Source organism: Mycolicibacterium baixiangningiae (genome assembly GCF_016313185.1).
Classification (GTDB): domain Bacteria; phylum Actinomycetota; class Actinomycetes; order Mycobacteriales; family Mycobacteriaceae; genus Mycobacterium; species Mycobacterium baixiangningiae.
On record NZ_CP066218.1, the window covers coordinates 2361667 to 2387383 of the forward strand.

At 69.5% G+C, this 25717-nt stretch carries 24 protein-coding genes and 1 pseudogene; 12 read left to right on the plus strand and 13 right to left on the minus strand.

Annotated elements, in window-relative coordinates; all coding sequences use genetic code 11:
* Positions 1 to 9: 9 nt before the first annotated feature.
* The 4 genes from I7X18_RS11045 to I7X18_RS11060 are packed head-to-tail and all read right to left on the minus strand — an operon-like array spanning position 10 to position 5010.
* Positions 10 to 1623 (minus strand): dipeptide ABC transporter ATP-binding protein, encoded by a 1614-nt coding sequence (locus I7X18_RS11045; protein WP_193048471.1) that lies wholly within the window; start codon positions 1621 to 1623, stop codon positions 10 to 12.
* Complete coding sequence (locus I7X18_RS11050; RefSeq protein ID WP_193048472.1) at positions 1620 to 2510, minus strand: ABC transporter permease; 891 nt, start codon at positions 2508 to 2510, stop codon at positions 1620 to 1622. The genes I7X18_RS11045 and I7X18_RS11050 overlap by 4 nt, the downstream gene beginning before the upstream one ends.
* On the minus strand, positions 2507 to 3475 hold the full coding sequence (locus I7X18_RS11055) for an ABC transporter permease (RefSeq protein ID WP_193048473.1): 969 nt from the start codon (positions 3473 to 3475) through the stop codon (positions 2507 to 2509). Before I7X18_RS11055 ends, I7X18_RS11050 begins: the two co-directional genes overlap by 4 nt.
* Entirely contained in the window at positions 3472 to 5010 is a 1539-nt protein-coding gene (locus I7X18_RS11060; protein ID WP_193048522.1) for an ABC transporter substrate-binding protein, read from the minus strand. The genes I7X18_RS11055 and I7X18_RS11060 overlap by 4 nt, the downstream gene beginning before the upstream one ends.
* Positions 5011 to 5129: 119 nt before the next feature.
* Here I7X18_RS11060 and I7X18_RS11065 point away from each other — a divergent pair, with 119 nt between their 5' ends.
* Both I7X18_RS11065 and I7X18_RS11070 read left to right on the plus strand, forming a co-directional pair.
* Entirely contained in the window at positions 5130 to 5663 is a 534-nt protein-coding gene (locus I7X18_RS11065) for a hypothetical protein (protein ID WP_193048474.1), read from the plus strand.
* 13 nt (positions 5664 to 5676) lie between these two features.
* Positions 5677 to 6402 carry a potassium channel family protein gene (locus I7X18_RS11070; RefSeq protein ID WP_193048475.1) on the plus strand — a complete coding sequence of 242 codons (726 nt, stop codon included), beginning with the start codon at positions 5677 to 5679 and terminating at the stop codon, positions 6400 to 6402.
* Here I7X18_RS11070 and I7X18_RS11075 read toward each other — a convergent pair.
* A complete protein-coding gene (locus tag I7X18_RS11075; protein ID WP_193048476.1) occupies positions 6399 to 7154 on the minus strand; it encodes a 3-oxoacyl-ACP reductase family protein in 756 nt (251 codons plus the stop codon). The two genes, I7X18_RS11070 and I7X18_RS11075, sit on opposite strands and share 4 nt — an antisense overlap.
* Before the next feature lie 68 nt (positions 7155 to 7222).
* Here I7X18_RS11075 and I7X18_RS11080 point away from each other — a divergent pair, with 68 nt between their 5' ends.
* Together I7X18_RS11080 and I7X18_RS11085 are read left to right on the plus strand one after the other, a co-directional pair.
* Positions 7223 to 8296 (plus strand): NAD(P)H-dependent amine dehydrogenase family protein, encoded by a 1074-nt coding sequence (locus tag I7X18_RS11080; protein WP_193048477.1) that lies wholly within the window; start codon positions 7223 to 7225, stop codon positions 8294 to 8296.
* The gene (locus I7X18_RS11085; protein ID WP_193048478.1) at positions 8296 to 10023 is read left to right on the plus strand and encodes an Hsp70 family protein; all 1728 of its coding nucleotides are present in this window, start codon (positions 8296 to 8298) and stop codon (positions 10021 to 10023) included. The genes I7X18_RS11080 and I7X18_RS11085 overlap by 1 nt, the downstream gene beginning before the upstream one ends.
* Here the strand turns inward: I7X18_RS11085 and I7X18_RS11090 are convergent, their stop codons facing one another.
* Complete coding sequence (locus I7X18_RS11090; RefSeq protein ID WP_193048523.1) at positions 10024 to 10335, minus strand: hypothetical protein; 312 nt, start codon at positions 10333 to 10335, stop codon at positions 10024 to 10026. It lies immediately after the preceding gene.
* Positions 10335 to 10991 carry a DJ-1/PfpI family protein gene (locus I7X18_RS11095; RefSeq protein WP_193048479.1) on the minus strand — a complete coding sequence of 219 codons (657 nt, stop codon included), beginning with the start codon at positions 10989 to 10991 and terminating at the stop codon, positions 10335 to 10337. Before I7X18_RS11095 ends, I7X18_RS11090 begins: the two co-directional genes overlap by 1 nt.
* Positions 10992 to 11084: 93 nt before the next feature.
* Between I7X18_RS11095 and I7X18_RS11100 the strand changes: the two genes are divergently transcribed.
* A complete protein-coding gene (locus I7X18_RS11100; RefSeq protein WP_193048480.1) occupies positions 11085 to 12047 on the plus strand; it encodes a GlxA family transcriptional regulator in 963 nt (320 codons plus the stop codon).
* Here I7X18_RS11100 and I7X18_RS11105 read toward each other — a convergent pair whose 3' ends face one another.
* The 4 genes and pseudogenes from I7X18_RS11105 to I7X18_RS11120 all read right to left on the minus strand — a co-directional run bounded on the left by I7X18_RS11105 (position 12048) and on the right by I7X18_RS11120 (position 15626).
* Positions 12048 to 13136 carry a class I SAM-dependent methyltransferase gene (locus I7X18_RS11105; RefSeq protein WP_193048481.1) on the minus strand — a complete coding sequence of 363 codons (1089 nt, stop codon included), beginning with the start codon at positions 13134 to 13136 and terminating at the stop codon, positions 12048 to 12050.
* 104 nt (positions 13137 to 13240) lie between these two features.
* A pseudogene (locus I7X18_RS11110) lies at positions 13241 to 13882 on the minus strand (amidohydrolase family protein); the annotation flags it as partial.
* 32 nt (positions 13883 to 13914) lie between these two features.
* Positions 13915 to 14544, minus strand: a complete 630-nt coding sequence (locus I7X18_RS11115; protein WP_193048482.1) for an MBL fold metallo-hydrolase — start codon at positions 14542 to 14544, stop codon at positions 13915 to 13917.
* Entirely contained in the window at positions 14541 to 15626 is a 1086-nt protein-coding gene (locus I7X18_RS11120) for an S-(hydroxymethyl)mycothiol dehydrogenase (protein WP_193048483.1), read from the minus strand. Before I7X18_RS11120 ends, I7X18_RS11115 begins: the two co-directional genes overlap by 4 nt.
* A 138-nt stretch (positions 15627 to 15764) precedes the next feature.
* Between I7X18_RS11120 and I7X18_RS11125 the strand changes: the two genes are divergently transcribed.
* From I7X18_RS11125 to I7X18_RS11135, 3 genes are all read left to right on the plus strand, one after another.
* Positions 15765 to 16820: a class I SAM-dependent methyltransferase gene (locus tag I7X18_RS11125; RefSeq protein WP_193048484.1), complete on the plus strand. Its 1056-nt coding sequence runs from the start codon at positions 15765 to 15767 to the stop codon at positions 16818 to 16820.
* Positions 16821 to 16830: 10 nt separating this feature from the next.
* Positions 16831 to 17655, plus strand: a complete 825-nt coding sequence (locus I7X18_RS11130) for a serine hydrolase domain-containing protein (protein WP_193048485.1) — start codon at positions 16831 to 16833, stop codon at positions 17653 to 17655.
* Between the two features lie 107 nt (positions 17656 to 17762).
* A complete protein-coding gene (locus I7X18_RS11135) occupies positions 17763 to 18275 on the plus strand; it encodes a DUF3145 domain-containing protein (protein WP_193048486.1) in 513 nt (170 codons plus the stop codon).
* A gap of 13 nt (positions 18276 to 18288) precedes the next feature.
* Here I7X18_RS11135 and I7X18_RS11140 read toward each other — a convergent pair whose 3' ends face one another.
* Complete coding sequence (locus I7X18_RS11140) at positions 18289 to 19197, minus strand: diacylglycerol kinase (RefSeq protein WP_193048487.1); 909 nt, start codon at positions 19195 to 19197, stop codon at positions 18289 to 18291.
* Positions 19194 to 20810: an FAD-binding oxidoreductase gene (locus tag I7X18_RS11145; protein ID WP_193048524.1), complete on the minus strand. Its 1617-nt coding sequence runs from the start codon at positions 20808 to 20810 to the stop codon at positions 19194 to 19196. The genes I7X18_RS11140 and I7X18_RS11145 overlap by 4 nt, the downstream gene beginning before the upstream one ends.
* A gap of 59 nt (positions 20811 to 20869) precedes the next feature.
* Between I7X18_RS11145 and I7X18_RS11150 the strand changes: the two genes are divergently transcribed.
* The 4 genes from I7X18_RS11150 to I7X18_RS11165 are packed head-to-tail and all read left to right on the plus strand — an operon-like array spanning position 20870 to position 25714.
* The gene (locus tag I7X18_RS11150; RefSeq protein WP_193048488.1) at positions 20870 to 21451 is read left to right on the plus strand and encodes a TetR/AcrR family transcriptional regulator; all 582 of its coding nucleotides are present in this window, start codon (positions 20870 to 20872) and stop codon (positions 21449 to 21451) included.
* Positions 21448 to 22989 carry a glycerol-3-phosphate dehydrogenase/oxidase gene (locus I7X18_RS11155; RefSeq protein ID WP_193048489.1) on the plus strand — a complete coding sequence of 514 codons (1542 nt, stop codon included), beginning with the start codon at positions 21448 to 21450 and terminating at the stop codon, positions 22987 to 22989. Before I7X18_RS11150 ends, I7X18_RS11155 begins: the two co-directional genes overlap by 4 nt.
* Positions 22990 to 23018: 29 nt before the next feature.
* Entirely contained in the window at positions 23019 to 24839 is a 1821-nt protein-coding gene (locus I7X18_RS11160; RefSeq protein WP_193048490.1) for an amino acid permease, read from the plus strand.
* Positions 24836 to 25714, plus strand: coding sequence for a universal stress protein (locus tag I7X18_RS11165; RefSeq protein WP_193048491.1), 879 nt, complete (start codon positions 24836 to 24838; stop codon positions 25712 to 25714). Before I7X18_RS11160 ends, I7X18_RS11165 begins: the two co-directional genes overlap by 4 nt.
* The last annotated feature ends 3 nt before the right edge of the window (positions 25715 to 25717 follow it).

The window sequence follows — 25717 nt, forward strand, 5'->3', positions numbered from 1 at the left end:
ACGACTGTCTCACGCGGAGGTTCGGGGCCGGGCGGGCGGCACGGCCGCGAGCAGGTCCCTGGTGTAGGGCTGTTCGGGTGCGGCGAACAACTCGGCCGCCGGACGGTACTCGACCGCCACACCGTCGCGCATCACCAGCACGTCGTGACTCATCCGCTGGATGACCGCGAGGTCGTGACCGATGAACAGATAGGTCAGCCCGAGATCACGCTGCAGGCGGGTGAGCAGGTCGAGCACCTTCGACTGCACCGAGACATCAAGCGAGGCAGTCGATTCGTCGAGGATCAGCAAATCCGGTTCGGTGGCCAGGGCGCGGGCGATGCTCACTCGCTGGCGCTGACCGCCGGAGAGTTCGTGCGGATAGCGCGAGGCGAATTCCGCGGGCAGGCCGACGAGGTCGAGCAGTTCGGCGACCCGCGCCCCCCGGCCGGCCCGACCGTCTGCCAGCTTGTGCACCGCCAGCGGTTCGCCGATCGCGGCGCCCACGCGCATCCGGGAGTTCAGCGAGGAGAACGGATCCTGGAACACCAGGCTGATCCGCCGCCGCAACTTCTTCTCGTCGGCGCCGCGAACCCCGAACACGTCGACGCCGTCGAGGGTCGCCGACCCGGCGTCCGGGCTCACCAGGCCGGTGAGCGCCGCGGCGACCGTCGACTTCCCGGAGCCGGACTCGCCGACCAGTCCGAGCGTGCTGCCGCGGCGAAGGCTGAATGAAAGATCCTGCACCGCATGCACGGTCGACCGGCCGGTGGGGCCGGACACGTCGAATCGGACGTCGAGGCCCTCGACCTGCAGCAGTACCGGGGCGGCCGGATCGGCCGGCGGGGGACCGTCGCCGCCGACGAGTGGACGCGCCGCCAGCAGTTCCCGGGTGTACGCGTGCTGCGGACGGTCGAACACGTCGAGCACCGCCGCCTGCTCCACCGCGGCGCCGTTCTGGAGGACGGTGACATCATCGGCGACCTGCCCGATCACCCCGAGATCGTGGCTGATCCACACGACCGCGGTACCGAAGTCGCGCTGCAGATCCCGCACCAACTCGATGATCTGCGCCTGCGTGGTGACGTCGAGCGCAGTGGTCGGTTCGTCGGCGATCACCAGTTCCGGATCGCACGCCAGCGCGATCGCGATCATCACGCGCTGGCGCTGACCGCCCGACAACTGGTGCGGATAGGAGTCCAGCCGGCGCTGCGCCTCGGGCAGGCCGACCGCGGTGAGCAGTTCCAGGGCCCGTTCGCGCGCCTGTCGGCGCGTCATGTTCCTGTGCGCCTCGAGGGATTCGGTGATCTGGCGTTCCAGCGTCAGCAGCGGATTGAGCGACGTGCCGGGATCCTGGAACACGAAACCGATGCGCCCGCCGTGCACGGCGCGAAGGGTGCGGGCCGACGCGCCGACCAACTGTGTCGTCGACTGCCCACCGAGCAGGCTGGACCCACTGACCGTCGCCCCCGGTGCGTCCAGCAGGCCCGTCGCGGCCAGCACGGTCATCGACTTCCCCGAGCCGGATTCACCGACGATGCCCAGCGTCTTCTCCCGTTCGACGGAGAACGAGATGCCGCGCACGATGTCGCGCCGGCCGATCCGCACCGCGAGATCGGCGACGTCGAGGACAGGTCCGCTCATTGCTTTCTCCGCGCCTCGATCATGGTGCGCTGCTTGGGGTCCAGCACGTCGCGCAATCCGTCGCCGAGCAGGTTGAACGCCAGCACGATGACGAAGATCGCCGCCCCGGGGAACACCGCCATCCACCACGCGAGGGTGACGAAACCCTGGGAATCGAAGATCATCCGTCCCAGCGAGGGCTGCGGCGGCTGGATGCCGAGACCCAGGAACGACAGCGCGGCCTCCGACAGGATCGCGAACGCCAGCGAGATCGAGGTCTGCACGATCAGCGGCCCCGAGATGTTGGGCAGCACATGGCGGGTGAGGATGTAGAAGTGGCCGGTGCCCATCGTGCGCGACACCGCCACATACGGTTCCACGCGCACCGACAGCGTGCTCGCCCGCGACACCCGGGCGAAGATCGGCGTGTAGACGATGCCGATCGCCAGGATCGTCGTCGTCACCCCGGGCCCGAGGATCGCCACCACCGCCAGCGCGAGCAGCAGCACCGGGAACGCGAACATCACGTCGACGATCCGCATGAACACGGTGTCGAGCCACCCGCCGCGGTACCCCGCGAGCACCCCGATCGTCACGCCGACCACGACCGCGAACGCCACACTGACGACGGCCACCCGCATGGACGCCTGGATCGCGACGAGCACGCGGGAGAACACGTCACGGCCGAGTTCGTCGGTGCCGAACCAGTGTGCGCCGCTGGGGGACTGCAGGGCGTTCGGCACATCGATGTCGTTGATGCCGTACGGGATCAACCAGTGGGCGAACAACGCGATCACGACGACCACGGTGAGGATCACCGCGCTGACGACCGTGACGGGGTTGCCGAGCAGCAGCCGCCACCCCGCAATTCGAGTCGCGGTTCCCGTCCCTTCGGCCGGGGCGGTCATGACAGCCGGATCCGCGGGTCGACGACCGCGTACAGCACGTCCACGATCAGGTTGATGAGCAGGAACAGCGCGGCCATCAACAGCACCGCGCCCTGGATGACGGGATAGTCACGGGCGGCGACGGCGTTGTAGACCAGTCTGCCCAGCCCCGGCCAGGCGAAGACGACCTCGACCACGATGACGCCGCCCAGGATCGTGGCGAGTTGGATGCCGGTGATGGTGAGCACCGGGATCAGCGCGTTGCGCACCGTGTGGCGCAGGGTGACCACCTTCGGCGGCAGCCCCTTGGACCGGGCGGTGCGCACGTATCCCATCGACGCCACCTCGAGCACCGCCGACCGGATATAGCGGGTCATGATCGCCGCCGCCACCAACCCCACGGTCAACCCGGGCAGGATGACGTGGCGCACCCATCCGGTCGGATCGTCGAACAGCGGCCGGTACCCCGACGTCGGCAGCCATCCGAGTGTCGACGAGAAGAGCGCGATCAGCAGGATGCCCAGCCAGAAGTCCGGGACCGAGACGCCGAATTGACTGGTGATCCGCACGATCGCATCGCTGGCGCGGCCCTCGCGCAGCGCCGCCCAGATCCCGGCGGGTACCGCGATGATCATGGCGAACACGATGCCGACCAGACCGAGCGACACCGTCGCCGGCAATCGGTCGAGCAGGGTGGCGGTGACCGGGTCACCGTTGCGGAAGCTCACGCCGAGGTTCCCGGTCAGCGCGTTGCCCAGGTAACTGAAGAACTGCACGATCAGCGGGCGGTCCAGACCGCTGGCCGACCGCAGGGCCTCGTAGGCCTCCGGGGTGTAGCGGGTGCCCAGCGCGATACGGACCGGGTCGCCGGGCACCAATTGCACGAGCGCGAAGACCACGATCACCACACCGATCAGCACCACCAGCGAGTAGGCGACGCGGCGGGCGAGGAAGCGCGCGACGGGGTGGGACACCAGGGTGCTCACGAGGACTCGTCCTCACCGAGCACCGCGTCGCGGAATCGGACCGCACCGTCGCGGCGCGCCTCGTACCCGGACAGCGCGGGCGTCCACGCCTGGATGACCGACGGGTTGTAGAGATAGATGTAGCTGACCTCGTCGGCGATCCGCGTGGCGGCCTTCGCGTAGACGTCGTGGCGCGCGTCGCGGTCGGTCTCGACCCGCCCGGCGTCGAGCAACCGGTCGACCTCGGGATCGGAGAACTTCTGCGCATTGCTGGTGCCGTTGGTGTGGTGCTGGGCGTAGTAGAAGTCGTCGGGGTCGATGTTGCCGAGCCAGCCCATCATCAGCATGTCGAAGTTGCCGTTGTTCTGTTCGTCGAGCCAGGTGGCGAAGTCGACGGTGCGGATGTCGACGTCGACGCCCAGCGGGGCGAGGTTGTCGGCGATGATCTGTGCGGCGGTGACGGTCTCCGGGTACTCGCTGGTGACCAGCATGTCGAGCTTGTCGGGTGTCGCATTCGCCTCGGCCAGCAGGCTTCTGGACTTGTCGAGGTCATAGGAGTAGGTCCCGTACGGGGTGAACCAGGGATTGCCGTCGGGGATGGCGAGTTGGTTCTCGGCGGCGGTGCCGTAGCTCGTCGCGGCGACGATCGCGTCCCGGTCGATCCCGTAGGCGATCGCCTGGCGGACGCGCACGTCGTTCCACGGCGGGCGGGCCTCGTTGAGCGCCAGATACCAGTAGTCGTTGCTCGGCGTGACCGCCAGACGCAGAGACTCATCGCCGCGCAACTGGGAAACACGCTGCGGGGGAATCGAATCCGTCCAGTCGACCTCGCCGGCCTGCAGTGCCGACAGCGACGTCGACGGTTCGGAGATGAACCGGAACGTCACCCCTGAGATGCGGGGCGGTCCGCCCCAGTACGACGGGTTGGCGCGCAACGTGATCGAGTCACCGCTGGTGGCGCCCGCGAACGAGAACGGACCGGTGCCGACGGGATGCGTGGTGATCTGCCCGCTTTCGACGTTGGCCCGCGACACGATCGCCATACCCTTGAAGCCACCGAGGTTCGTGAGCAGATTCGGGGTGGGTTTGTCGACGGTGATGCGCACGGTGGCCGGGTCGACCGCGGTGATGTCGGTGACCGCGCTGAACTTGTCGACGTTGGTCAGCTGCTCGTCGATGATGCGGCGGTAGGAGTACACGACGTCCTCGGCGGCGAACGGCGTGCCGTCGTGGAACGTGACCCCGCGCCGCAGGTGGAATGTCCACACCCGCTGATCGGGGCTGACCTCCCACGATTCGGCCAGTGCCGGACGCATCTCGAGGTCGGCGTCGGGTTCGACGAGGGTGTCGAAGACGTTCTCGAGCACCTCGAACGAGAAATACGCCGAGGTCTTGTGCGGGTCGAGCTGGTCGGGTTCCCCGGCGATCGCGGCGACCAGATTGTCCGATGCGGCGTCACCGAGATCGACCCGTTCACCGGTGGAGCAGCCCGCCACCGCCAGCAGCAGGGCCACAGTGAGCGCCAGGCCGGCAGCCCGTACCGCTCCACGCCGCATCACGACCACCTCAAGATCACCGGGCACCTGCAGGCTTCTTACCCCCTGCGGTCGGGATCGCAAACGCCGGAGCCCTGAACCGGTGACGATCCGGCAGGCGGACTGCCATACTGACCCCGATGACGATCCTCACTCGAGTGATAGCCGCCGTGGTCCTGGCACTCGGCGCGGCGGTGGGCGCGGCCGGCCCGGCGCAGGCCGAGCAGAAGGTGCTGGAGGGCGTCTACACCTATACCCAAGCCGACGGCCTGAGCGGGGATCTGACGATCTACCCGTCCTGCGTGCCCACCGTGGGCGATCTGCGCGAATCGCTGTACCTTCCGGTCGCCTGCCGTCTCTGGGTGCAGGCCTTCACCGGGGTTCAGGGCGGCCAGGCCCGGCTCGCCAACGGCGTGTGGGCGTACACGACGCCAGTCAACGAAGGCTTCAAATGCGCGGACGGCAGCTTCGCGCCGATCGCCGAGACCTACGAGTTCAACACCGACACCATGAGCGGGACCCGCACCACCACCAACGTCCCGGCGTGCAACGGAACCGTGCCGGCCAACATGGTGAAGACACCCTTCACGCTGGCGTTCAAACAACCGCTCCCGATCCCCGTCGACCAGTACCCGTTGATCTGCGAGCCGGGCGGATTGCGGCGCTGCTTCTAGGGCGCTTCGCCGGATGGTAGATGGCACGCGCTTGGAGCGCTATGAGCTGCGGTCCGAATGGCCGCTGGCAGGCGTTGCGCTGCTCTTCCTTGCGGTGTTCTCGGTCGACGTGTTGCTACAGCCTCGCGGGACGGCCGACACCGTCGTCGAAATCGCTCTGAAAGTCACCTATTTCGTTTTTGTGCTCGATTATCTGACCCGGCTGTACCTCGCCCGACCCCGCGGCCGTTGGTTCGTTCGTCACCTGTTCGATCTGGCGATCGTGGCGCTGCCGTTCCTGCGTCCCCTGCGGTTGCTCAGCTTGGCGGTCGTGGTCAAGGTGCTTCAGCGAGCCGTCGGCCAGAGCATCCGCGGTCGCGTGATCGTCTACACCGTCTGCGGCGCCACGGTGATCATCTATGCCGCAGCGCTGGCGATCCTCGAAGTCGAGCGCGGGCAGCCGGAAGCGAAGATCGGGAACTTCGGCGACGCGGTGTGGTGGGCGATCACCACGGTCACGACTGTCGGTTACGGCGACTTCTCTCCGGTGACGTTCCAGGGACGCATGGTGGCGGTGGCGCTCATGATCGGAGGCATCAGCCTCGTCGGTGTGGTGACCGCGACCCTGGCGTCCTGGATCATCCAGCGCGTCGCCGAAGAGGATACCGCCAGTCAGGCCGCGACCGTCGCGCATGTGGAACAGCTGCGAGACGAGGTCCGCCAACTCCGAGAAGCGCTCGAAGGGCGCCTCCGACGCTAGGCGATGAACCCGCCGTCGACGTTCCAGTTGGCCCCGGTGACGTAGCCGGCGTTTGGTCCCGCGAGATAGCTCACCACGCCTGCCACGTCGGCGGTGTGCCCGTAGTGCCCGACGGCGATGAGTTGCCTTGCCGCGTCGGCGAATTCGCCGTCCGCAGGGTTCATATCCGTCGCGATCGGGCCCGGCTGGACGTTGTTGACCGTGATCCCGCGTGGCCCCAGTTCGCGGGCCAGGCCGCGGGTCAGACCCGCCACCGCGGCCTTCGTCATCGCATACACCGACAGGCCGGCCGAGGGGACCCGGTCGGCGTTGATGCTGCCGATGTTGATGATGCGCCCGCCGTCACCGAGATGCGGGACCGCGGACTGGATCGCCACGAACACCCCGCGCACGTTGACCGCGACCAGACGGTCGAACTCGGCGAGCGGGAACGAGTCGACCGGCGCGAGGTGCGCCACCCCTGCGTTGTTCACCAGGATGTCGAGCCCGCCCAGGCGGGTGACCGTCTCGTCGACCGCCGAGGCGATCTGCCCGGCATCCGAACTGTCCGCGCGGATCGGCAGCACCCGTCCACCGCCGCGGGACACGTCGACCACCACCTTGTCCGCCTCGGTCACCGACGAGCCGTACGTGAAGGCCACCGCGGCCCCGTCGAAGGCAAGTCGCCGCACGATCTCCGCACCGATCCCGCGCGACCCGCCGGTCACCAGCGCCCGTCTCCCCGCCAGCGGGCCGCCCTCCGCAGCCGTCATGACGCCTGAATCTAGCCGCCGCGGCCGTCGCGCACCCTATGGTTGACGCAGTCGACGGAAGGCAGCGCATGTCCAAACGGATCGTCGTGTGGGGCACCGGTTTCGTCGGCAAGATGGTGGTCGCCGAAATCGACCGGCACCCGCTGTTCGAACTGGTCGGCGTCGGGGTGAGCGACCCGGGCAAGGTGGGCCGTGACGCGGGGGAGATCTGCGGGCTCGGCCACTCGCTCGGCGTGACCGCCACCGACGACGTCGACGCGCTCATCGCGCTCCGGCCAGATGCCCTGGTGCACTTCGGGCCCACTGCCGCACACGCCGACGCCAACGTCGCGCTCATCACCCGATTCCTGCGCGCGGGCATCGACGTGTGCTCGACGGCGATGACGCCGTGGGTATGGCCGACCATGCACCTCAACCCGCCCGAGTGGATCATCCCGGTGACCGAGGCCTGCGAACTGGGCGAGTCGTCGTGTTTCACCACCGGCATCGACCCCGGCTTCGCCAACGACCTGTTCCCGATGACGCTCATGGGCGTCTGCGCGGAGGTCAAGCGTGTCCGCGCCGCCGAACTGCTCGACTACACCAACTACACCGGCGACTACGAGAACGAGATGGGCATCGGCAGGCCGCCGGAGCACAAGGCACTGCTCGAAACATCCGATATCCTCGTCTTTGCCTGGGGCGCAACGGTTCCCATGATCGCCCACGCGGCGGGCATCATGCTCGACGAGATCACCACCACCTACGACAAGTGGGTGACGCCGACGGATCGCAAGAGCGCCAAGGGCGTCATCGAAGCGGGCAACGTCGCCGCCGTCCGGTTCACCATCAACGGTGTGTACCGCGGTGAGACCCGCATCCAGCTCGAACACGTCAACCGGATCGGCAACGACGCCGCGCCGGACTGGCCCTGCGGCACCGAGAGCGACGTCTACCGCGTCGAGATCGACGGCACGCCCAGCATCGTGCAGGAGACGGCGTTCCGGTTCACCGACGGGTCCGGACGTGACGCCGCCGCGGCGGGTTGTCTGGCCACCGGGATGCGGGCGCTCAACGCGGTGCCCGCGGTCAACGACCTGCGGCCGGGCTGGGTCACGGCCCTGGACTTACCGCTGATCGCCGGAGCAGGCACAATTCGCTGATGCCAGACGGGATAGGACTGTCGCTCGGCGCGACCACGCTGTCGGCCGTGGTCGTCGGCCGCGCCGCGGTGCGCCGCACACCGGTACTGACGCTGTTCGCCCACCGGCCGCCCGAGGTCGGCGTCCCCAGCGAGAACCCGCGGCTCGACGAGCGCGGCCTGGTCATCACCGATTTCGTCGATCGGGTCGGCGACCCGGTCGCCATCCTCGCCTCAGACGGCACCAGCCACCGCGGAGAAGCGCTGACGGCAGACGCGCTGCGGGCCCTGCTCTACGCGCTGACCCGCGGCCGCACCCCGGTCGACCCGATCGCGGTGACCCATCCCGCCCACTGGCACCCCGGCGCCGTCGACGCGCTTCGCGCCGCGCTCGCCGAGGTACCCGAGTTCGGGCCGTCGGCGCAGGTCCTGCCCGATGCGACCGCGGCACTGACCGCATTGCAGGCCGATCCGGGGTTGCCCGCCAACGGCGTCGTCGCGCTGTGCGACTTCGGCGGCTCCGGCACCAGCATCACGTTGGTCGACGCGGACGGACTGCGGCCGATCGCCCCCACGGTCCGCCATCTCGACCTGTCCGGAGATGTGCTCGACCAGGCGCTGCTCAGCCACGTCGTCGGTGGCCTGAACGCCGCCGGGGCGGTGGACCTTTCGGGCACCTCGGCCATCGGTTCGCTGGCCCGGTTGCGGAGTGCCTGCCGCGGCGCCAAGGAACGGCTGTCCACCGAGACCGTGACGGCGCTGACCGCCGAACTGCCCGGACACAGCGGCGAGGTCCGGCTGACGCGTGCCGAACTCGACGACGTGGTGCGCCGACCGCTCGGCGACTTCGTGGCCGTCCTGCACAGCACCCTGGAGCGCGCCGGGGTGCAACCGGCCGACCTGGTCGCGGTCGCCACCGCGGGGGGCGGCGCGCGTATCCCGATCATCACCACGACTCTCTCGGAGAACTTCCGCGTCCCGGTCGTCACGACCCCGCGGCCCGAACTGTCGGCAGCGGTAGGCGCCGGGCTGGCGGCGATCCGCGGTCCCGGTGATGACGACCGGACGGCGCTCGCCGCGGTCGCGCCGGCGACGGCCGCCGCGCCGGTCGTCGACGACACCGCCGAGTCCAGTACGTTCCGCGCGCTGGCGTGGTCGGATGCCGACGACATCCCCGATATCGCGCCCGCCGCGTACGGCGCCGACCCGGCCGGCGAGCCGGATGTGCGGCCGCAGCTGCAGTTCGGCGCCGCCGACTCCGACTCCGGCGGCGGCCGGCCCGCCGCGGTGCCGTGGTACCGGCGGCCGCCGGTGGCGTTGGCGATCGGGGCGGCCGCCGTCCTCGCGGCCCTCGCGGCGGCGGTGTTCCTCGTCAACCGCGATGACGGTGCCAATGGCGTCGACGACGTCCCGGCGTCCCCGGCCACCACCACCGCGACGACGGAGACGCCCGCTCCCGCGCCCGCGGCGCCACCGCCCGTCGACACGCCGGCACCCCAGATCCCGGCGCCCGAGACGCAGACCGTCACCCAGACCGCCCCGCCGCCTGCGCCGTCCGAGGCGCCGCCCCCGCCCCCGCCGCCGACGTCGGAGGCGCCGCCCCCACCGCCGCCGACCACGACACCACCGCCGGCCACCACCCAGCCGCCCCCCACGACCACGCAGCCGCCGCGGCTGATCCCGACGCTGCCCTACACGACGATTCCGGGGTTGCCGTTCGTCCCCGCGCCGCCCGGATTCGGCGGTTAGCTATCCGCGGCGCACGCCGGTCACCGCCGAGCGCGGCAGCCGGCCGGCCCGCGAGTGGCCGCTCATCCGGTCGCCGTCGATCACGACGTCGAAGTCGAGGTGCAACCGCATCGGTTTGGTGACCGACTGTCGCCACGTCACGCGGTGTTCGCCCGGCGCCTCGGCGGCGACGATGTCCTGGAGGGGAACCGTTTCGCTTTTCGAGCTGGCGCTCCCACGCAGGGAACCGCCGTCGTCGGCGAATTCATATGTGACGTCGAGAGATCCGATCGGGGTCTTGATCCGCACCTCCCACGTGCCGACGACGCCCATCACACCGCCACCGGGACGCGCCCGCGGTTGCTCCACACGGTTCCGCGGCGCTCGTAGGCGAACAGTGACTCGACCGCGGTCGCGATCTTGGGTCCGTAGCTGCGGTCGAGCAGATGCAGTGCCAGATCCAGCCCCGAGGTCACCCCCGCCGCGGTGACCAGGTCGCCGTCGTCGACCACCCGGGCCGGCACGGCGTGCACACCGGTCGCCTCGAGCACGGCCATGCCGAGGTGGTGGGTGACCGCATACCGGCCCTCGAGCAGGCCAGCCATGGCCAGGGCGAGGGAGCCGCCGCATACCGTGGCGACCGTGATCTGCGGATTGGCGAATGCGCGGCGCATGAGCGGGATCGCCGCGGTCTCGCCGAAGCGGGCCAGCAGGACCGGGATGGTCACGTCGCCGTCGTCCGGATCGCCTTCGACCGGCCCGGCGGCGCCGGGGACGATCACGAAACCGGGACGCTCCGGGTCCAGACCGGAGGTGGCCTGCAACACCAGGCCGCGGCTGCCGCTGACCACCGGGCGCGGCCCCTCCGCGGAGACCAGCTCCACCGTCAGTTCACCACCGAGGGCGTCGCTTCCGGCGACCAGGACTTCGAACGGCGCGATGACGTCGAGCGGGTCGAACCCGTCGAACAACACGAACTGGGCATTCATATCGGCCAGCGTGCCCGGTACGGCGGGCCGACAGCAGTGGCCAGATCGTCAATCTGCGCTGACATCTTGCCAGTCGCCTGCTACCGTGCGGCCATGCACACCGTCGCGGTCCTGGCAATGCCGGACACCATCGTCTTCGACCTCGCCACCGCCGTCGAGGTGTTCGGGCGGGCCCGAAAAGCCGACGGCACAACGGCGTACGAGGTGCGCGTGTGCGCCACCGCTCCCGAGGTGGATGCGGGGCCGTTGCGCATCGGCACCGATCACGGCATCGACGCCATGGCTCACGCGGACACGATCGTGGTACCCGGCGGCAACGACATCACCGCCGCGGTGCCGGAGGTGGTGCTCGACGCATTGCGCACGGCGTATTCGGCGGGCATCCGGATCGCCTCGATCTGCACCGGTGCGTTCACCGTGGCCGCCGCGGGTCTACTCGACGGCCGGCGGGCCACCACCCACTGGCTTGCCGCCGACCCGTTCCGCGCGGCGTTCCCCGCGGTGCGTCTCGACCCCGACGTGCTCTACGTCGACGAAGGGCAGGTGCTCACCTCGGCGGGTGCGTCGGCGGGCCTGGATCTCTGTCTGCACATGGTGGCGCGCGACCACGGCGCCGCTGTCGCCGCGGACTCCGCCCGGATGGCCGTCGCGCCGCTGCACCGCAGCGGGGGTCAGGCGCAGTTCATCCTGCGCAACCGCGCGGCCACCGCACCGCTCGCCGAGCGCACTGAACTCGACGCCGTGCTGGCCTGGCTCGAACAGCAGGCCCACCGCGACCTGACGCTGGCCGACATCGCGCAGTACGCGTCGATGAGTGTGCGCACCCTGAACCGGCGTTTCCAGGCCGAGACCGGCCAGACCCCCATGCAGTGGGTGACCGGGGTGCGCGTCCGTCACGCCCAACAGCTGCTGGAGACCACCGGTTACGGCGTCGAACGCGTCGGCCGCGAAGTCGGATTCAGCTCGCCGGCCAACTTCCGCGAACAGTTCCGCCGGCTCACAGGCGTGGCACCCCTGAGCTACCGCAACACCTTTCGCGAGCAAATCGCCGGCTGATCATCGGATCTTCGGCCGCTTGTGCAGCACCAGATGCGCCAGCGGGATCTGCGTCTGCTCGGGGGTGGCGGCCATCCGGGCGGCGATACCCGCCTCGAGTCGTTCGACGAACTGCCCCGCGCGGGGATCGTCGCGGCCACCGTCGAGTGCACCGAGCAACGTCGCGAACACCGACGCACGCGCGAACTGGCCCCAGTTGCGGCCAAAAGCCTTGGCGTCCTTGTCTGCCCGATACTGGCCGAAGAACCGGTCCTCGCCGTCGAACACCTCGAGATGCTCGATCTCCAGGCGCTCGAAGCGGCCCGAAGGGGCGAACGGCGCCATGAAGTCCGCCGCGCGCCTGCCGACCGTCGGGATCGTCATACGCCGCAGTTCGTCCTCGCGGACCAGCCCCGCCCCGGCGAGTTCGGCCAGCGCATCGGTCATCGCCGCCAGCAGGGGACGGTAGCCGTACTCGCCGTCGTCGCCGATGGCCATTGTCATGACCACCAGGCGGCCGCCCGGGCAGAGTTCCCGCCCCCGGAACGCGATGAACTCGTGCCAGTCGTGGGCCGCTTGACGGGCGTAGGCGGCGCGCACGGGCTCCTCGGCGGTGTGGGCCACCTGGAGGTGGTCGGGCACCAGGGTCGGCACCCGGCTCAGCCACTGGATCGCATACGAACTCCAGCCCAGAGTGACGCTGTTGGACGGCAGGATCTGCGAGTAGAACGACCGGCCGACCGCGGAGGCGAACGCGGCGGCGTCCTTGCGCAGGTACGAATCCGGATCGTCGGTCAGCGTGCGGAACATCGCGGTGAAGTCGTTGTCGGGAACGTCGGTGTGGGCCACCAGAACCGAATGCTCACGCGTGGTCCTGGTACGCAGAACGGCGATCGCCGCGCAGATCGGCAGCAGGGAGTTGTGCGCTGTCGCGGCGCCGTAGTCGGCGATCGCGATCGGCTGCGGCGCCTGCGGCAGGGGGACCACTTTGGCGGCCTGCTCGAACAGGGCGATCGCCGGGCGCAGCCCCGCGGCCTGCAGGCGCGATCCGGCGGTGTAGTAGCCGCTGTCCATCGGCTGCGGGCGGACCACCACACTGGACTCAGGCACGAGCGGACTTCCTTCGAAAGCGGACAGAGATATGCACCGAGTGTGCGCTCACTGCGAGATTTCCGCTCGCGGGTCGCAGTGGGCGCACATTCGGCGAAGCAGCATCAGTGCCCGCAGCCGGGTTCGATGACCCACGATCCTCGCCGCAGCACCCCCGCGACGGCCAGGTCGGAATCCAACACCACCAGGTCGGCGGCGGCGCCGGGCACGAGCGCCGGGGACGGCAGCCCCAAGGCGCGGGCGGGGTTGATCGACGCCTGGCGCACCGCCAGCGCAAGTGCCTCGTCCCGAGGTAGTCCACTGTGGGCGACGGCGAACCTGAATGCGCGGTCCATCGTCGCGGTGCTGCCGGCGATCGTGTCGGTTCCCGCCACGCGCGCCACCCCCTCGACGACCTCCACCGCCAACGGACCAAGGTGATAGACGCCGTCGGCCATGCCGGTAGCGGACATCGCGTCGGTCACCAAGGACACCCGGTCGGCGCCGACGGCCCGGGTGACGTGGCGGTAGATCGCCGGGTCGACATGGACGCCGTCGGTGATCAGTTCGACGGTCACCCGGTCGATTTCCAGGAGCGCGACGATGGGCCCCGGCTCACGACGGTCGATGGGCCGCATCGCATTGAACAGGTGTGTTCCCACGGTCGCACCGGCATCGATCGCCGCCCGCGTCTGGGCATAGGTTGCCTCGGTGTGCCCGACCGCAGCCACCACCCCGGCACCGACCATCGAGGCGATCGCCGGCAGCGTCCTCGTGACCTCTGGCCACCACAGTCGTCCTAGTGGCCGCGGGTGACCCAGTCGTCGTAGTGGATGATTTCGTCGCCGATGGTGGTGGTGTCGCCGTGGCCGGTGTAGACGATGGTGTCGGCGGGCAGGGTGCCCAGGCGGCCGGAGATGGAGTCCAGGATGGTGGGGAAGTCGGAGTAGGAGCGTCCCGTCGCGCCGGGTCCGCCGTGGAACAGGGTGTCTCCGGAGAACACCGCACCCAACTCGGGGGCGTACCAGCACACCGAGCCCGGGGAGTGTCCTGGGGTGTGCAGGGCGCGTAGTTCGATGCCACCGGCGCGCAGGGTGGCGCCGTCCTCGACGGTGCGGAACTCCTTGTCGGGGTGGGTCATCTGCCACAACATGTCGTCGCCCGCGTGCAGCAGCACCGGGGCGTCGAGGGCGGCGCCGAGTTCGGGGGCCACGGTGATGTGGTCGTTGTGGCCGTGGGTGCAGATCACCGCGGCGACGTGGCGGCCCCCGACGGCCATCACGATCGGGGCGGCGTCGTGGGCGGCGTCGAACACGATGACCTCGTCGTCGTCGCCGACGATCCAGATGTTGTTGTCGACCTCCCAGGAGCCGCCGTCGAGGGCGAACACCCCATGGGTGACGACCCGCTCGATATTGCTGCCGGTCACAGGATCACCACCGAGCGCAGGACCTCACCGGCGTGCATCTTGTGGAAAGCGTCCTCGATCCCGTCCAGGCCGATGCGTTCGGAGACGAAGCGCTCCAACGGCAGCCGGCCCTGCCGGTAGAGGCTGATGAGGGTGGGGAAGTCGCGTTCGGGCAGACAATCGCCATACCACGACGATTTGAGGGAGCCGCCGCGGGAGAAGAAGTCCACCAACGGCATCTCCAAGCGCATGTCGGGGGTGGGGACACCGACGAGCACGACGGTGCCGGCCAGATCGCGCGCGTAGAACGCCTGGGTCCAGGTTTCCGGGCGCCCGACGGCGTCGATGACCACATCGGCGCCGAACCCGCCGGTCAGATCCTGGATGGTTTCGACGACGTCGAGGTCGCGGGCGTTGATGGTGTGGGTGGCGCCGAAGTCGCGCGCCCACTGCAGTTTCCGGTTATCGGTGTCCACGGCGATGATCGTCTTGGCCCCCACCAGCGCCGCGCCGGCGATCGCGGCGTCACCGACCCCACCACACCCGATCACCGCCACGGTGTCGTCCCGCGTGACCGCACCGGTGTTGATCGCCGCCCCGATCCCGGCCATCACCCCACACCCCAACAGCCCCGCCACCGCCGGATCGGCCTCGGCATCGACCTTGGTGCACTGCCCTTCATGGACCAGGGTTTTGTCGGCGAACGCCCCGATCCCCAACGCCGGGGTCAGTTCGGTGCCGTCGGTCAACGTCATCTTCTGGGTGGCGTTGTGGGTGTCGAAACACAGATGCGGCCGGCCCCGTTTACACGCCCGGCACTGCCCACACACCGCCCGCCAGTTCAGGACCACGAAATCCCCCGGCGCCACATTCGTGACACCGGCACCCACCGACTCCACCGTGCCCGCAGCCTCATGACCCAACAGGAACGGGTACTCGTCATTGATCCCACCCTCGCGGTAGGTCAGATCCGTATGACACACCCCACACGCAATGACATCGACCACCACCTCACCCGGCCCCGGATCCGGAATCACCACATCCACCACTTCCACCGGCTGACCCTTCGACCGGGAAATCACGCCGCGCACTGTCTGACTCATGGGTACAACCTAATGCCTCCCGATGCGCCCATCCGGCGCGCACACTCGACACATGGCCGCACCCGCGCGCTCTCTCAGCCACGGCGCGCCACCGCTCGTCCGGACTTCTGCGACCTCAATTCCACGGAACGGAGCGAGATGACCACCAGCGCAACCGAACAGTTCGCCGAGCGCATCGCCGGCGCCCTCGACAGTGCGAGCCTGACGATCCTGCTGTCCATCGGGCACCAGACCGGCCTGCTCGACGCCATGGCCGGACTCCCGTCGGCCACCAGCGCCCAGATCGCCGAGGCGGCAGGGCTCGACGAACGCTACGTGCGTGAGTGGCTCGGCGGAACCGCCGCCGCCGGCGTCGTGGACTACGACCCCACGACGCAGACGTTCTCACTGCCGCAGGCCCACGCCGCCGTGCTCACCCGGGCGGCCGGGCCGGACAACCTCGCGCGGGTCGCGCAATTCATCCCGCTGCTCGCCGAGGTCGAACAGAAGATCCTCGACTGCTTCCGGCACGGTGGGGGACTGCCCTACAGCGCCTATCCGCGTTTCCATACCCTCATGGCCGAGCAGAGCGGCGAGGTCTTCGATGCCGCACTCGTCGACCTGATCCTGCCGATGGTGGACGGTCTACCCGCCCGGTTGACCACCGGTGCCGACGTCGCCGACATCGGTTGCGGCAGCGGGCATGCGATCAACGTGATGGCGCAGGCGTTTCCGGCCAGCCGGTTCACCGGCATCGACTTCTCCGACGAGGGTCTGGGCACGGGCCGCGCCGAGGCGCAGCGCCTGGGACTGCAGAACGTGCAGTTCGTCGCCGAGGATGTGGCCACGCTCGACGTGGCCGACGCCTACGACGTGATCACTGTGTTCGACGCGATCCACGACCAGGCGCAGCCCGCCCGGGTTCTGGCCAACATCCACCGTGCATTGCGTCCCGGCGGGGTGTTCCTGATGGTCGACATCAAGGCCTCCAGCCGCGTCGAGGACAACGTCGGGGTGCCGATGGCGCCGTACCTCTACACGGTGTCGACGATGCACTGCATGAGCGTCTCGCTCGGGCTCGGCGGCGCCGGGCTCGGAACCTGCTGGGGCCGCGAGCTGGCCACGTCGATGCTGGCCGATGCGGGCTTCACCGATGTCGACGTGCGCGAGATCGACACGGATCCGCTGAACTTCTACTACGTCTGCCGCAAGTAACATCTGCCCGATGGGCGTGCTGGACGTGATCGCGGACTGGCCGGTCGGCACCGCAGCGGCGGCGGTCGTCGGGCCGGACGGGGTGCTGGCCGACCACGGGGACCTCCGGCACCGGTTCCGGCTCGCGTCGGTGACCAAGCCGCTGGTCGCCCGGGCCGCGCAGATCGCTGTCGAAGAGGGTGTCGTCGACCTCGACACCGAGGCCGGGCCGCCCGGCTCCACCGTGCGGCATCTGCTCGCGCACACGTCCGGGCTGTCCATGCACTCCGACGAGACGATGTGTGAACCGGGCAAGCGCCGTGTCTACTCGAACTATGGATTCGGGGTGCTCGCCGACACCATCGAGCGGGCCGCCGGCATCGAGTTCGGCCGGTACCTCGCCGAGGCGGTGTTCGAACCGCTCGGCATGTCCGACAGCACGCTCGAGGGAGGCGCGGAGGCCGCCGGCTACGGCGCGTACACCACCGTGGCCGACGTCGCGGCGTTCGCCGGAGACCTGCTGCGACCCGTGCTGGTCTCGCAGCAGATGCACGACGAGGCGACGAGCGTGCAGTTCCCGGGTGTCGACGGCGTGCTGCCCGGCTTCGGCGTCCAGCGCCCGAACGACTGGGGGCTGGGCTTCGAGATCCGCGACGACAAGTCGCCACACTGGACCGGTTCGACCAATTCGAAGCGCACGTTCGGCCATTTCGGCCAGTCAGGGACGTTTCTGTGGGTGGATCCGCAGAGCGATCTGGCGCTCCTGACCTTTGCTGATCGTGACTTCGGTGATTGGGCGTACGAGCGGTGGCCGACGATCTCTGATGGAGTCCTGAGAGAATTCGGGCCACACTAGCGCAACACCTGCCACACAAGGCACAATAGACACGCACGACACAGCTGTAATTCGGTTTCAAGAGGCCGCTTGGGGAAGACGTCCCTCGTGGAGCCGAAGGAGCAGCTATGCGTGCGTCGAACCAGTTCGCCGACGCGTCGACAGGTGTGGTGTACGTGCACGCCTCACCCGCGGCGGTGTGCCCACATGTCGAGTGGGCGTTGTCGTCGACCCTGTCGGCGCGCGCCAACCTGAAGTGGACCCCACAGCCGGCCATGCCCGGGCAGCTTCGTGCTGTCACCAACTGGGTGGGCCCGGTCGGTACCGGAGCGCAGTTGGCCAACGCCCTGCGCTCGTGGTCGGTACTGCGTTTCGAGGTGACCGAGGACCCGAGTCCCGGCGTGGACGGGCACCGCTGGTCGCACACCCCGCAGCTGGGCCTGTGGAGCGGTTCGATGAGCGCCAACGGGGACATCGTGGTCGGCGAGATGCGGCTGCGCGCGCTGATGGCCGCCGGCTCCGACGTGCTGGCCGCCGAACTGGACACCGTGCTCGGCACGGCGTGGGACGAGGCGCTGGAACCCTTCCGCGACGGCGGTGCGGGCGCCGAGGTCAGCTGGCTGAACCGCGGAGTGGGCTGAGTTTCCTCCCGCGCTAAGAGGCCGGCACCAGGATCTCCAGGGCGCCCGGCACCGCGGACACCGTGACCGGCAGCCGGCACGCGAAATCCCCGTCGGCATACGCGTTGATGCCGGGGCAGTCCACTTCGATGACGCGGGCCCGCGCCGTGGTCACGTCGTCGAGCTCGATGTGGGTGCCTTTGAACACGGTGGGGAACAGCCGGACCAGCCGGGTGCGCGACGCCGAGTGCACCATCGTGACGTCGAGCAGACCGTCGGCGTGGTCGGCGTCCGGGCAGATCTGCATGCCGCCGCCGTAGCTGCGGGTGTTGCCGAATGCGGCGAGCGTGAGGCGGACGTCCTGCGGTGGTCCGTCGTCGAAACGCAACCGGAACGGGAGCAGCCGCAGCTTCGACAGTTCGGCCACCATCGCGACGTTGTAGCGCATGCGTCCGTGCGGCCAGCGCATCCGATTGGTTCGATCGCTCACCAGCGAGTCGAACCCGGCCGCCATCACCGTGCCGAACCATTTGTGCCCACCGGCCGCGTCGTCGATCCGGCCGAGGTCGACGGTCCGGGTGTGTCCGTCGGCGATCACATCGGCCGCGGCCTCCGGATCACCTGTGGGCAAACGGTATTCGCGTGCATGGTCGTTGCCGGTGCCCGCTGGCACGATGCCCAGCGGCACATCGCCGTGGGCCAGGGCCTGCAGCGCCAGCGAGATGACCCCGTCACCTCCGACGACGGCGAGTGCATCGGTCCCGCCGGCCAGCGCCTCGTCCACCAGGCGTCGCGCGTGCGCCGCATCGGTGCCGACGATCGCACACACGTCGACACCGCGCTGCTGGAACCGGGCGACCGCGCGCTCGGCAGCGTGCGGCGCGTTGCCATGGCCCGACAGCGGATTCGTCAGCACCGTGACGTGCCGGATCGCCCGGATCATGGAATCAGCTTGGCCGGGTTGAGGATTCCGGCCGGATCAAGGGTCGCCTTGACCGCGCGCAGGATGTCGGCGCCGAGGTCGCCGACCTCGTCGCGCATCCAGGGTCGGTGGTCGGCGCCTACGGCGTGGTGGTGGGTGATGGTGCCGCCTGCGCGCACAATGGCGTCCGACGCGGCGGCCTTGGCGGTGCGCCACTGCTCGATCGGATTCCCCCGCTGTGCGGCCACGACGGTGAAGTACAGCGACGCACCGGTCGGATACACGTGCGAGATGTGGCAGAGCACGAGTGCGGAGGTGCCCGATACTTCATCGATTCCCCGGTCGCGTCGCTCCTGCCCTCCGGCGAGCGCGTTCGTCAGCGCTTCGGTCACAGCGGCTTTCAGCGCCGCGATGTTGGACCACGTGGTGGCGGTCTCGAGCGTTTCGCACAGAGCGCCCGCGGACAGGAGCGAGTCGCGCAGATACGGCGCCCCGAACCGGCCGTGCTCCCACGCCTTGGCGGGTTCCTCGCCCAGCGATGTGCCGCCGTGCGCCTCGAGCAGGGCCCGGGTCTCGGCGTGCCGGCTCTCGGCATGTGCCGCCGTGCCCTCGAACACCGTCACCGCCAGGCATCCGCCGGTGATGGTCTGTTCGCCGATGGCCTCGGTGGTGGCCAGGTTCACGCCGGTCTCCGCTTCATCGGAGAGCCGAATCACCGTCGGTCCGCTGCCGGTCTGCGTCACCGCACGCAAAGCGGTTGCGCCGGTGGCGAAGTCGGGGAACGACCACGCCTCGTACCGCGTCGCCTCGGGGACGGGGTGCACACGCAGCCGGACCCGGGTGATGACACCGAACACCCCTTCGGAGCCGACGAGCAGCTGACGCAGGTCGGGCCCGGCGGCCGAGGCCGGGGCGCGACCCACGTCGAGGACGCCGGCGGGAGTGACGGCCCGCAGTCCGCGCACCATGTCGTCGAAGCGTCCGTAGCCCGCCGAGTCCTGGCCGGACGACCGCGTCGCGGCGAACCCGCCGATGGTGGCGAAGCAGAAGCTCTGCGGGAAGTGGCCGAGGGAGAACCCTCGTTCGCCGAGCAGCCGTTCGGCCTCTGGCCCGGTGACCCCCGCACCCAGTTCGGCCTCGCCGGAGACCTCGTCGAGCCAGTGCAGCGCGTCGAGGCGGCGCAGGTCGAGCGACACCGCCGCGGTGAAGTCGCCGCGGATCGGGTCGAGTCCGCCCACCACGCTGGTCCCACCGCCGAACGGCACGACGGCGATGCGGTGCTCGCTGCAGTGTCGGAGGATCGCGGCGATCTGGCCCTCGTCGGCGGGCAGCAGTACCGCGTCGGGGGCGTCCTGCGGACCGCGGTCACGCCGACGTAGCAGGTCGAGAGTGGACTTGCCGCCGGCGTGCAGGAGCCGGCCGACGTCGTCGACCAGGCAGAACTCGTCGCCGACGATGCCGGCCAGCGCGGCGCGGTCGTCGTTGGACAGGGCCGACGGGCTCACGGTCACCTCGTCGAGGGCCAGGGCGGGTGCCGTCGTCGGTGTGACGCCGAGTGCCTGTTCGAGAAGGGACCGGACGCCGTCGGACAGCGGCTTGGCGGCGGCCGGATCACCCCAGGCGTCCCACTTCATCGGAGGAAGGAGGTCGGTGGAATGGTCATGTCGGCCGCGCATGCGTTACAGTATTACACATGGTGTCAATCCGTAAGGACAGCCCGCGGTCGGTCGAGGAACGCATCCTCGACGCCGCCGCGGCGTGCGTACTGGCCTACGGGGTCAACCGGGTGACGCTCGCGGAGATCGCGCGCCGGGCCCGGGTGAGCCGGCCCACCATCTACCGCCGGTGGCGGGACACCGACGCCATCCTCGCGACGCTGCTCACCGCCCGGATCGCGGGTGTGCTCGACGACGTACCCGGGGACGGGGTCGGGCGCGACCAGCTGGTCGAACGGATCGTGCGGGTGGGGGACAAGCTGCGCAGCGATGACATCGTGATGGCGGTGCTCCACAGCGCGCCGGAATTGGCGATGGTCTACATCACCGAACGGCTCGGCACCAGCCAGCAGATCCTCATCGACGCGCTGGCGGGCGAGCTCAAACTCGCCCAGGGCGAGGGCAGCGTCCGCGCCGGTGAACCGCGCCAGCTCGCCGCCATGTGCCTGCTGATCACCCAGTCGACGATCCAGTCCGCGCAGATGGTCGCCCCGCTGCTCGACGCCGACGCCCTCTCCGCGGAGCTGGCCCACTCGCTGAACGGGTACTTGCGGCCATGACTTCTCCAGACAGTCCCGCACTCAACGCCGTTCGCCGCGCCACCGAACTGGCCGCCCTCGCCGACGGTGCACCCGTCGACATCGTGGTGATCGGCGGCGGGATCACCGGCGCCGGTATCGCGCTGGACGCCGCCAGCCGCGGCCTGGCGGTGGTGCTGGTGGAGAAACACGATCTGGCGTTCGGCACCAGCCGCTGGAGCTCCAAACTCGTCCACGGCGGGTTGCGCTACCTCGCCAGCGGCAACGTCGGCATCGCCCGGCGCAGCGCCGTCGAACGCGGAATCCTGATGACCCGCACCGCTCCTCACCTCGTCAGCGCCATGCCGCAGCTGGTGCCGCTGCTGCCCGAGATGGGCAATGGGACGCGCGCGCTCGTGCGGGCGGGGTTCCTCGCGGGCGACGGTCTGCGGCGGTTCGCGGGCACCCCGGCCTCGACGCTGCCCCGCTCCCGCCGGGTCAGCGCGCAGCGCGCCGCCGAACTGGTGCCTGCCGTCCGCCACGACGGACTGGACGGAGCATTCCTCGCGTACGACGGTCAGCTGATCGACGACGCCCGGCTGGTGACCGCGGTGGCGCGCACCGCGGCCCAGTACGGCGCGCGCATCCTCACCCGGGTCGGCGCCTCGCACGCCACGGCCACCTCCGTTCGGCTGACCGATCAGCGCACCGGCGAGTCGTTCGACGTGTCGGCCGGCGCTGTGGTCAACGCCGCGGGCGTGTGGGCCACCGACGTCGACAGGACGCTGCGCCTGCGGCCCTCGCGCGGAACGCATCTGGTGTTCGACGCCGCCGCCTTCGGCAACCCGGCCGCCGCGCTGACGATCCCGATCCCCGGTGAACTCAACCGGTTCGTGTTCGCCATGCCCGAACAGCTCGGCCGGGTCTACCTCGGCCTGACCGACGAAGCGGCGCCGGGGCCCATACCCGATGTGCCGCAACCGAGTCCCCAGGAGGTCACCTTCCTGCTCGACACCGTCAACACCGCGCTGGCGACCACGCTGACCGAAGCCGACGTCGTCGGCGCCTACGCCGGGCTGCGGCCGCTCATCGACACCGGCGAAGGCTGTACCGCCGACCTCTCCCGCGACCACGCGGTCACCGAATCGCCGTCGGGGGTGATCAGCGTGATCGGCGGCAAGCTGACCGAGTACCGGTTCATGGCCGAGGACGTGCTCGACCGCGCGATCGCGCTGCGCGCGCTGTCTGCCCGACCGTGCCGCACTCGGAACCTGCCGTTGGTGGGCGCACCGGCCAACCCGGTGTCGGCGCCGCACTCGCCGGTCGACCTGCCGGGATCGCTGGTCGCCCGCTACGGCGCCGAGGCGCCCCACGTGGTCACCCGCGCCCGCTGCGACCGGCCCACCGCACCGGTGGCCGACGGGATCGACGTCACCCGGGCCGAGTTCGAATACGCGGTCACCCATGAGGGTGCGTTGAGCGTCGACGACATCCTCGACCGGCGCACGCGCATCGGGCTCGTCGAGGCCGACCGCGAGCGCGCCGTCTCCGCGGCGCAGGAGTTCGTCTCGTGTGAGTGATTGAGGTCACAACCGGGTATCCGACGCGGATGACTGCAGCACCCACCCTGAAAAAGGCGCTCAACCAGCGCCAACTGCGGATGATCGCGATCGGCGGCGTCATCGGCGCCGGTCTGTTCGTCGGGTCCGGAGTGGTGATCTCCGATACCGGTCCCGGCTCGTTCATCACCTACGCGATGAGCGGCGTGCTCATCATCATGGTGATGCGGATGCTCGCCGAGATGGCGGTGGCCAACCCGTCCACCGGATCGTTCGCCGACTACTCGCGCAACGCGCTGGGCAACTGGGCGGGCTTCTCCGTCGGGTGGCTCTACTGGTACTTCTGGGTCATCGTCGTCGGATTCGAGGCCATCGCCGGCGCCAAGATCATCCAGTACTGGATCGATGTCCCGCTATGGGCGTCCTCGCTCGTGTTCATGGTCCTGATGACGGCGACCAACCTCTTCTCGGTGAAGTCCTACGGCGAGTTCGAATTCTGGTTCGCCGGCATCAAGGTCGCCGCGATCGTGGCGTTCATCGCGCTCGGTGCCGCGTTCGTGGTCGGCCTGTGGCCGGGTAAGGACGCCGACTTCTCGAACCTGACCGCCCACGGCGGGTTCATGCCGATGGGCTTCGGGGTGATCACCGTCGGAATCGTGACGGTGATCTTCTCGATGGTGGGCGCCGAGATCGCGACGATCGCGGCCGCGGAGTCGGCGGATCCCGAACGAGCGGTCGCCAAGGCCGCGAACTCGGTGATCGTGCGCATCCTGCTCTTTTATGTGGGCTCGGCGCTGCTGCTGGTGACCATCCTGCCGTGGAACGACGAGGGCATCGCCGCATCGCCGTTCGTCGCCGCGTTCACCGAGATGGGCATCCCGTACGCCGACCACGTGATGAACGCGGTGGTGCTGACGGCGGTCCTGAGTTGCCTGAACTCCGGTATGTACACCGCGTCGCGGATGCTCTTCGTCCTGGCCGCGCGGCGGGAGGCGCCGGCGCAACTGGTCCGCGTGACCCGCAACGGGGTACCGGCAATCGCGATCCTGGCGTCGTCGGTGGTCGGCTTCCTGTGCGTGATCGCCGCGGCGGTGTCGCCGGACACCATCTTCGCGTTCCTGCTCAACTCCAGCGGCGCCATCATCCTGTTCGTCTACCTGCTGATTTCGGTCTCGGAGATCATATTGCGCCGCCGCACACCGGATTCCGAGCTGAAGGTGAAGATGTGGCTGTTCCCGGCGCTGTCGGTCCTCACCGCACTGGGCATCGTGGCGATCCTCGTGCAGATGTTCATCGACGACGCCCTGCGGTCACAGCTGGTGCTGAGCCTGCTGTCCTGGGCGGTGGTGCTGATGCTCTACTTCGCCAACAAGATGTTCCTCAAGCGGCGGCCTGCCGCCGCGGGTGTGGAGGGCACCGGAACCCCGCACCGGGTCGTGGTGCTGGCCAACCAGACCGTCGACTCCGACGAACTGCTCGAGGAATTGCACCGGATAGGCGCCGACCAGGAGACACGGTACTTCGTGGTGGTGCCGGTCAGCCCGATCGAGACGGGCACCGCCGCCACCCACGGCCCGCTCGACGTGTGGGAAGCCACTCAGAAAGCCGCGTCCGAACGCCTCGAGCACACGTTGAAGACGTTGCGTGGGCACGACTTCAGCGCCGAGGGCAAGCTCGGCGACCAGCGGCCCCTGCGGGCGCTGTCCGAAGCCGTCGACGAGTTCGAACCCGACCAGATCGTCATCTCGACCCTGCCGCCCGAACAGTCGGTGTGGCAGCGCTTCGACGTTGTCGACCGTGCCCGCGCGCAGCACAAGGTACCGGTGACCCACGTGGTCGCCGCCTACATCGAAACCGCCTCCGCGCCATGACGATCGTCGCCGGGTTCAGCGCCGGCCGGCACGGGAGTGCACCACTGCACCTCGCCGCCGAACTCGCCCGGTGCACGTTCGACCGCATCATCGCCGCCGCAATCGTGGAGCGGCCATGGCCGCCTCGCGGCGACCCGGTCGAGAAGGAGTACCTGGGCTACATCACCTCTCAGGCGCGCACGTCGCTGGAGCGGGTGGTCGGCGAGATGTCCGGTGACGTCGAGATCTCGGTGGTCGTGCACAAGGCGACGTCGGTCCCGGCGGGCCTGACCGAGCTGGCGACGCACCACCGCGCGGAAGCGGTCGTCGTCGGGTCCTCGTCGTCGGGCCTGCTCGGCCGCGTGGCGCTCGGCAGTGTGACCGACCGCCTGGTCCACACCGCCGCGGTACCGGTGGCGATCGCACCGCGCAGCTATCCGTCGAGTAGCGAACCGGTCCGCCGCCTGACCGTCGCCTACGGCGGACACGCCGACGCCGTCCGGCTGATCGAGACCGCCGTCGAACTCGCCATGCGGTGGTCGGTGCGGCTGCGCATCGCCTCCTTCTCGGTGCGGCCGGTCGCGGTGTTCGGCGGATCGATCGAACCGTCCGCGGAGGGCCTCGTCGTCGAGCAGTGGTCGAAACGCACCGCGCAAGAGGTCACCGCTCAGCTCGACGAGATTCGCGCCCGCATCACCACCCCGGACGTCGAGGTCGTCGTCGGCGTCTCGCACGATTGGCGGGAAGCCGTCGAGGACGTCGCCTGGGAAGCCGGCGATCTGCTGCTGCTCGGTTCCGGTGCGGCAGGGCCGACCGCCCAGGTGTTCCTCGGATCGGCCGCGGCGAAGATCCTGCGGCACAGCCCCGTTCCGGTGATGATCGTCCCGAAACGGTGACTG